This window comes from Mycobacterium sp., from assembly GCF_050701675.1.
GTDB lineage: Bacteria > Actinomycetota > Actinomycetes > Mycobacteriales > Mycobacteriaceae > Mycobacterium.
Genome location: NZ_JBOGDD010000087.1, coordinates 1 through 6,572 on the forward strand (window position 1 = coordinate 1; position 6,572 = coordinate 6,572).

Consider the following 6,572-nt stretch of genomic DNA (forward strand, 5'->3'; position numbering starts at 1 on the left):
GGTTCCGGTGACCACGTCGCGGTCGTCGGCACGTTTGCCCAGCGCACCGATCACGAGAGCCCCACCGACGCAGAACGCGCCAAGCCCAAGCACGGGTGGAATCCCCAGCAGGACCGCGCCGGTGGCGCCGGGTAGTCCGATGTGCGCGAGCGCGTGCGCCGCGAATGCGGTGCGCCGCACGACGATGAAGTATCCGATCAGCCCTGCGGCCAGTGCGACGATGGTTCCGCCGATCACGGCGTTGCGCATGAACGGCGACGTGAGGATCTGCCACCAGTTCTGCTGATAGCCCAGCGCCACCAAATGGGCTGTCACAGAACGCTCCTCATGTAGAGCTCACCCTGAGGGGTGTGCGCGACGCGAACCGGCGTGCCATACAGGTGGGTGAGCAATGCATCGTCGACCACGGTGGCGATGGGTGCGTAGTGGGCGTGTTCGTCGAGCAGATAGATCGCGCTGTCGAGGATCGGCAGCAGGGGGTTGAGGTCATGGGCGACGACCAGAATGGTCACCTCCAGTTCGCGGTGCAACCGCTCGAGTAGCAAGACCATCTCGCGCTGACTGCGCAGATCCAGCGACGCCAATGGCTCGTCGAGGATCAACAGCTGAGGCCGCCCGACCAACGCCTCGGCGATTGCCACCCGTTGACGTTGTCCCCCCGAGAGCATCGAGAGCCGCGTGCCTGCGAAGTCGGTCGCCTCCACCGCCGCCAACGTGTCGGCGACGCGTTGGCGTTGCGCCGCCGTGGCGCGACCCCACGTCCAGAGTCGACCGGTCAAGCCAAGCAGCACCGCATCGGTCGCGCGAATCGCCTCCCCGGCGCTGGCGGCGTAGTGCTGCGGGACGTAGCCGATGCGCTCGTTGTCCTCGCCGGGACGCCGGCCGAAGACTCGAAGCTGCCCCGACGCCGGAGGCAGCAGGCCGAGGATCATCTGCAGCAGCGTCGTCTTGCCCGCGCCGTTGGAGCCGATGACCGCGACGATGCCGCCGGCGGGCACGTCGAACGAGGCCTGCGACCAGATCAGGCGACCGCCGCGAATCGCGCTGACGTCGTCGAACTCCAGGGCGAGGCGCGTGGCGTCCGGATCAGGCGTTGACACCGAGCGCCTTGGCGAGCGAGCTCAGCTGGGCGTCCTGCCAGCCCACGAAGGAGTCCTGCCCGGGCGGAACTGTCTCGGTGACTTCCACGACGGGCACCCCCGCCTGCTCGGCCGCCGTGCGGATCTGCGCGGGGATCGATCCTTCGGTTTGCGTGTTGTAGATGAGCACGTCGACCTGGTGGTCGGCCAGTGCACTCCGGAAGGCCTGGATGTCGGCCGGCGACGGGTCCGACTCGTTGGCCGCCGCCTGCTGGTACCCCTTCGGGGTCTTGTCGACCAGTCCGAGTGCCTGCGCCTGATAGTCGAAGACGCTCTCGGTGGCCGCGTAGGACTTGCCAGAAGCTCCGGCCTTGATCTCGTCGATCAGGCTGGTGTACGGGCCCAACGCCGTGGTGAACGCGGAGCGTCGTCCGGCGAAATAACTCGCCGCCTGTGGATCGAGCTTGCTCAACTCCGCCGTCACGGCATCGGATACGGCGTTCACGGCGGTCGGGCGGTACCACAGGTGTGGGTTGGCGCCCTCCGGTGTGTTGGTGACCTTGGCTGTGTCGACCACCGGTGCGGCCGGCGCCGACGTGGCCGCGAGGTCGCTCGCCCAGTGGTCGTAGTCGGCGCCGTTGAGCACGACCAGTTTGGCGCCTGCGAACGCCACGGCATCCGCAGGCGAGGGCTCATAGTCGTGCGGATCGACCGATGAGCTGGCCAATACCGTCTTGACCTTCGTGCACGCGCCGCCGAGCTGGGAGACGATGTCGCCCCACTGATCGACGCTGACCACGACGTCGAGTGGGGCGGTGGGGCACGTTTCGGCGGTTGTGGTGCCGCTGGCGGCAGGCTGCGACTGATCGGGCTGTTCGGAGCCACAGGCGACCGCGCTCCAGGTGAGTGCGATGGCAGCCGACGCGGCGAGTCGCCGGGAATTCGGGGTCATGTCCGAAACGATAATCGTTTCCAATAGCCAGCGCGAGTCGGGGTGCAACTCCCGAAGCGAAGGCGTCGCGTCACTGGCTAGAATCGCGCGGGGTCGTTTAGGGAGTTCTTCATGTCGGGCGAGGGTCGGCGGCAAAGCCTGCGCGGTCGTACGACCGAATGCAAGACCCTCCAAAGTCTGATGTCGACCGTGCGATCGGGTAGCTGCCAGGTGCTGGTGTTGCGCGGGGAAGCGGGTGTCGGCAAGACCGCACTGCTCGGGTACGCCTCGGAGCTGGCGTCCGGATTCCGCTCGACCCAGGTGGCAGGCGTCGAATCCGATATGGAACTGGCTTTCGCCGGGCTTCAGCAGCTGTGCGCACCGCTGTTCGAGCATCTTGACGAGCTGCCGGAACCACAGCGCGAGGCGTTGAACGTGGCCTTCGGGCGTGGAGTCGGAGCCACCCCGGACAGGTTCCTGGTCGGTCTGGCCGTACTGAGCCTGATGTCTGCGGCTGCTCGTGCGCAACCCCTGCTGTGCGTCATCGACGACGCGCAGTGGCTCGACCAGGTATCGGTGCAGACCCTCGGTTTCGTCGCACGCCGCTTGATGGCCGAGCCGGTCGCGCTGGTGTTCGCCGTACGCGATGCCCCCGACGTATTGGCCGGTCTGCCGGAGCTCGCGATCACAGGCCTGTCCGACGGCGACGCCCGCGAGTTGCTGGAATCGGTGATGGTGAGCGGGATCGACCCGAGAGTGCGGGACCGAATCGTCGCGGAGACACGCGGGATTCCGCTGGCTCTGCTCGAGGTGCCCCGAAATGTCACCTCGGCGGAACTGGCCGGTGGGTTCTGGATCTCCGGCGCGCGACCCTCGGCGGGACAGATCGAGGAGAGCTTCGTGCGCCGCATCCAGTCCCTGCCCGACTCGACCCGGCAGCTACTGCTCGTCGCCGCCGCCGAGCCCGTTGGCGACTCCGCGTTGTTCCTGCGCGCGGCAGCCCGGCTGGGAATTCCAGTCGACGCACTTGCGCCGGCAGAGGCCGCCGGAGTGATCGAGTTCGGTCCGCGGATGCGCTTTCACCATCCGTTGGCGCGTTCGGCGGCCTACCTTGCGGCGGATCTGACCGAACGCCGCGCCGTGCACCGGGCCCTGGCCGATGCGACCGATGTCGACCTCGATCCCGATCGTCGGGCCTGGCATGCCGCCAACGCCGCCGCGGGACCAGACAATGCGGTGGCCGCCGAGTTGGAAGCCTCGGCGGGCCGGGCCCAGAGCAGGGGCGGTGTGGCCGCCACAGCCACCTTCCTGGAACGCGCGGCGGTGCTGACGTCTGACCCGAACCTGAGGGGAGCAAGGGCGATTGCGGCCGCGCAGGCCAAGCGCGATGCGGCCGCGCCCGACGCGGCGTACCAGCTTCTCGCGATAGCCGAATTGGGGCCGCTGTCCGCGCGTCAGCGGGCCCAGGTCGCCCGGATGCGCGCACAGATGGAATTCGTCCGCAGCCGCGGTGGTGAGGCAGGTGCGCTCACGACGAGTGAAGCCGCAGCGCAGCTGCTCAGGGCCGCCAAGGGACTCGACGGCTACGACGACGACCTGGCGAGAGAGACGTACCTCGAGGCGCTCACCGCTGCGATGTACGCGGGTCGGCTCGGGGAACCCGGCAGGCTCGCGGAGATCGCCAGCGCCGCCCGCGTCGCCGTCGGTCGGGTGCCAGAACTGCGGCGGCCGATCGACTTCCTGTTGAGCGGGATGGCGAGTCGGATCCTGGATGGCCCCGGCGGTGGTTCCGACCATCTGCGATCCGCATTGGAGAGCTGGACCGACTACGCGCAGCACGACGACCGCCAGCCCGTGGTTTGGCCGTTCCCGATAGCGCAGGAGTCCGCAGCGCACGAACTCTGGGACGATGCGGTCTTACAGCAGATCGCCACCGACACACTGCGGCGTGCACGTGACACCGGTGCGCTGGCGGTGATTCCACCCGCGCTCGGCTATCGGGCCGGTGTTCACGTCTACCGCGGCGAATTGAACACGGCGGCAACACTTATCGAAGAGGCCAGCGCAATCACCGCGTCGATGGGATTCACGCCGGTGAAGTATCATTCGCTGAACCTCGCCGCCTGGCGGGGGGTACCCGCGGACGCGGTGGGCCTGATCGAGGTGGCCGCGTCGGACGGCGCAGCCAGGGGCGAAGGCAGACTGATCGGCCTGAGCAAGTTCACCGCCGCCGTCCTCTTCAACGGCCTCGGTCGGTACGAGGAGGCGTTCGCGGCCGCCCGGGACGGCTGTGTGTACGAAGACCTGGGGTTTTACAGCTGGTGCCTGTTCGAATTCATCGAAGCCGCGGCACACATCGGTGATCTGGAATCCGCCGCATCGGCCCTGCCGCGGTTCGAGGAGCGGGCGGGCGCCGGCGGAAACGACTGGGGACGGGGTGCGGTGGCAAGCGCGCGAGCACTTCTCGCTTCCAACGAGCATGCCGAAGGCCACTTCACGGAGGCCATTGACCTGCTCGAACGTGCGAACATCGTGCTGCACCTGGCGCGCGCCCGGTTGTCGTACGGCGAATGGCTGCGACGGGTGAATCGCCGTCTGGATGCCCGCCACCAGCTCAACACCGCCTACGACATGTTCACCACCATGGGTACACGAGGTTTCGCTGAGCGTGCCCGCCGTGAGCTGGCCGCGACCGGTGAGAAGGTGCGCAAACAGCAGGTCGGGGCCGGCGACGAGTTGACCGCCCAGGAATCCCAGATCGCCCGGCTGGCCGGGGACGGTCTGACGAATCCTGAGATCGGTGCGCAGCTGTTCATCAGCACGCATACGGTGGAATGGCACCTGCGGAAGGTGTTCGTCAAGCTAGGCATCACCTCGCGCAGGCAGTTGCGCACCGTGTCCTGGGCGAGCTGAAGCCGGCAACGCGGCAACCGCGCCCCGAACCACTGACTCCGTCCGCCACTACGGACTACGGACCACGGACCACGTACTTCCAAGGGTTCTCTTCGTCCTCGCAACCGCGAGTCTGATCTTGACAGCTCGCGACGGGCTCTCAGCAGGACGAAGGCAAGCAGCCCGCCCCGGTCCGGTAGCACCCCGGCGCGCTTCAATCGAGGAGACGGATCATGAATTCCACAATGTCCGGGATACCGGCAGCCGGTACTTGCGGGTCGGACGGAGATCTCTCCGCGCGGTTCGCTCGTGACGCGGAGCCCCTGTTCGACGTCCTTTCGCGTGGGGCGCGACGGCTTACCCACAACGACGCCGACGCCGAGGATCTGCTGCAGGACGCACTGCTGCACGCATATGCGGGCTTTCACACCTTCCAGGAAGGCAGCAACCTCAAGGCGTGGCTCTTCCGGATTCTCTACAACCGGTGGGTGAGCACACACCGCTTCAAACAACGGCGTCCGTCCGAGGTTTCGGTGGACGACGTCACCGAGCGGGACATGGCCGATGGCGCCGCGCGACTGCCTGCGGGACACCGCTCCGCGGAGGATGTAGTCCTGGATGCGTTGCCGGACTACGGCATCAAGGCTGCGATGGACGCGCTGCCGGACGGTTTCCGGGCCGTGGTGTACTACGCCGACGTGCAGGGGCATACCTACGCGGAAACCGCTGAGATCCTCGGCATCCCGGTGGGAACCGTCATGTCTCGGGCGTCACGTGCCCGCAAACGGCTGCGCGTCGCATTGGCTCACCTGGCCCCCACCCGAGACGACATCGACGCGGTCGAACCGCGCGCCGCGTAAAGGAGAAGTGTGCAATGAACACGAAGGAATTGACCGGCCAGACGGCGTTGATCACCGGTGGCACCGCAGGCATCGGACTGGCGTGCGCCCACCTGCTCGCAGATGAAGGTGCCTCGGTCATCCTCACCGGTCGAGACGTGGCGCGCGGGACTGCCGCGGCCGCGGCGATCAACGGAACCGCACGCTTCGTCCAGGCTGATCTTTCCGATATCGATTCGGTGAAATCGCTTGTACGGCAGGCCGGCGACGTCGACATCCTGGTCAACAACGCTGCCAGCTTCCCGGCAGCACTCACCGTCGAGCAGGACCTCGATTCGTTCGAGAAGACGTTCGACACCAACGTCCGCGGCTCCTACTTCGTGGCCGCCGGACTGGTGCCGGGAATGCTCGAGCGAGGACGCGGCAGCATCGTCAACGTCACCACGATGGTCGCCTCGAAGGGCGTTCCCGGCGCGTCTGCCTACAGCGCGTCCAAGGCCGCCGTGGAATCTCTCACCCGCACCTGGGCGGCCGAGTTCGGCGCGCGCGGGGTTCGGGTCAACAGCGTCGCCCCCGGCCCCACCAAGACCGAAGGCGTCCTGGCCGAATGGGGTGACACCAACGAGGAACTCGGCCGTGCACTCCCATTGGGCCGCACCGCCGAGCCCGAGGAGATCGCCCACGCGGTGCTCTTTCTGGCCTCACCACGGGCCAGTTTCATCACGGGCTCGACGCTGCACGCCGACGGCGGCGGCTGTGCCATTTGAAGCAGTCTGACGCCGCTTGAAGCCATCTGAGTCATTTGAAGTCATCTGAAATACCAACGTAGAG

6 protein-coding genes are annotated in these 6,572 nt (G+C 67.2%); 3 read left to right on the forward strand and 3 right to left on the reverse strand.

Going from position 1 to position 6,572, the window contains the following annotated elements; all coding sequences use genetic code 11:
• From ACRDUX_RS02715 to ACRDUX_RS02725, 3 genes are all read right to left on the reverse strand, one after another.
• A partial coding sequence (locus ACRDUX_RS02715; RefSeq protein WP_526410774.1) for a metal ABC transporter permease occupies positions 1 to 315 on the reverse strand: 315 nt, incomplete at its 3' end.
• On the reverse strand, positions 312 to 1,100 hold the full coding sequence (locus tag ACRDUX_RS02720) for a metal ABC transporter ATP-binding protein (protein WP_526410776.1): 789 nt from the start codon (positions 1,098 to 1,100) through the stop codon (positions 312 to 314). The genes ACRDUX_RS02720 and ACRDUX_RS02715, both read right to left, overlap by 4 nt.
• Positions 1,087 to 1,878, reverse strand: a complete 792-nt coding sequence (locus ACRDUX_RS02725; RefSeq protein ID WP_526410784.1) for a metal ABC transporter solute-binding protein, Zn/Mn family — start codon at positions 1,876 to 1,878, stop codon at positions 1,087 to 1,089. Before ACRDUX_RS02725 ends, ACRDUX_RS02720 begins: the two co-directional genes overlap by 14 nt.
• 264 nt (positions 1,879 to 2,142) lie before the next feature.
• Between ACRDUX_RS02725 and ACRDUX_RS02730 the strand changes: the two genes are divergently transcribed.
• The 3 genes from ACRDUX_RS02730 (at position 2,143) to ACRDUX_RS02740 (ending at position 6,508) form a co-directional block, all read left to right on the forward strand.
• Positions 2,143 to 4,923 (forward strand): helix-turn-helix transcriptional regulator, encoded by a 2,781-nt coding sequence (locus tag ACRDUX_RS02730; protein ID WP_526410778.1) that lies wholly within the window; start codon positions 2,143 to 2,145, stop codon positions 4,921 to 4,923.
• A 212-nt stretch (positions 4,924 to 5,135) separates the two neighbouring features.
• Positions 5,136 to 5,762 (forward strand): RNA polymerase sigma factor, encoded by a 627-nt coding sequence (locus tag ACRDUX_RS02735; protein WP_526410780.1) that lies wholly within the window; start codon positions 5,136 to 5,138, stop codon positions 5,760 to 5,762.
• A 14-nt stretch (positions 5,763 to 5,776) separates the two neighbouring features.
• Positions 5,777 to 6,508, forward strand: coding sequence for an SDR family NAD(P)-dependent oxidoreductase (locus ACRDUX_RS02740; protein ID WP_526410782.1), 732 nt, complete (start codon positions 5,777 to 5,779; stop codon positions 6,506 to 6,508).
• Positions 6,509 to 6,572 lie beyond the last annotated feature (64 nt).

What these genes read in the sequence shown, in the direction of transcription:
- ACRDUX_RS02735 (WP_526410780.1), top strand. Translation starts at nt 5,136, where the DNA reads ATGAATTCCACAATGTCCGGGATACCGGCAGCCGGTACTTGCGGGTCG.
- ACRDUX_RS02730 (WP_526410778.1), top strand. Translation starts at nt 2,143, where the DNA reads ATGTCGGGCGAGGGTCGGCGGCAAAGCCTGCGCGGTCGTACGACCGAA.
- ACRDUX_RS02740 (WP_526410782.1), top strand. Translation starts at nt 5,777, where the DNA reads ATGAACACGAAGGAATTGACCGGCCAGACGGCGTTGATCACCGGTGGC.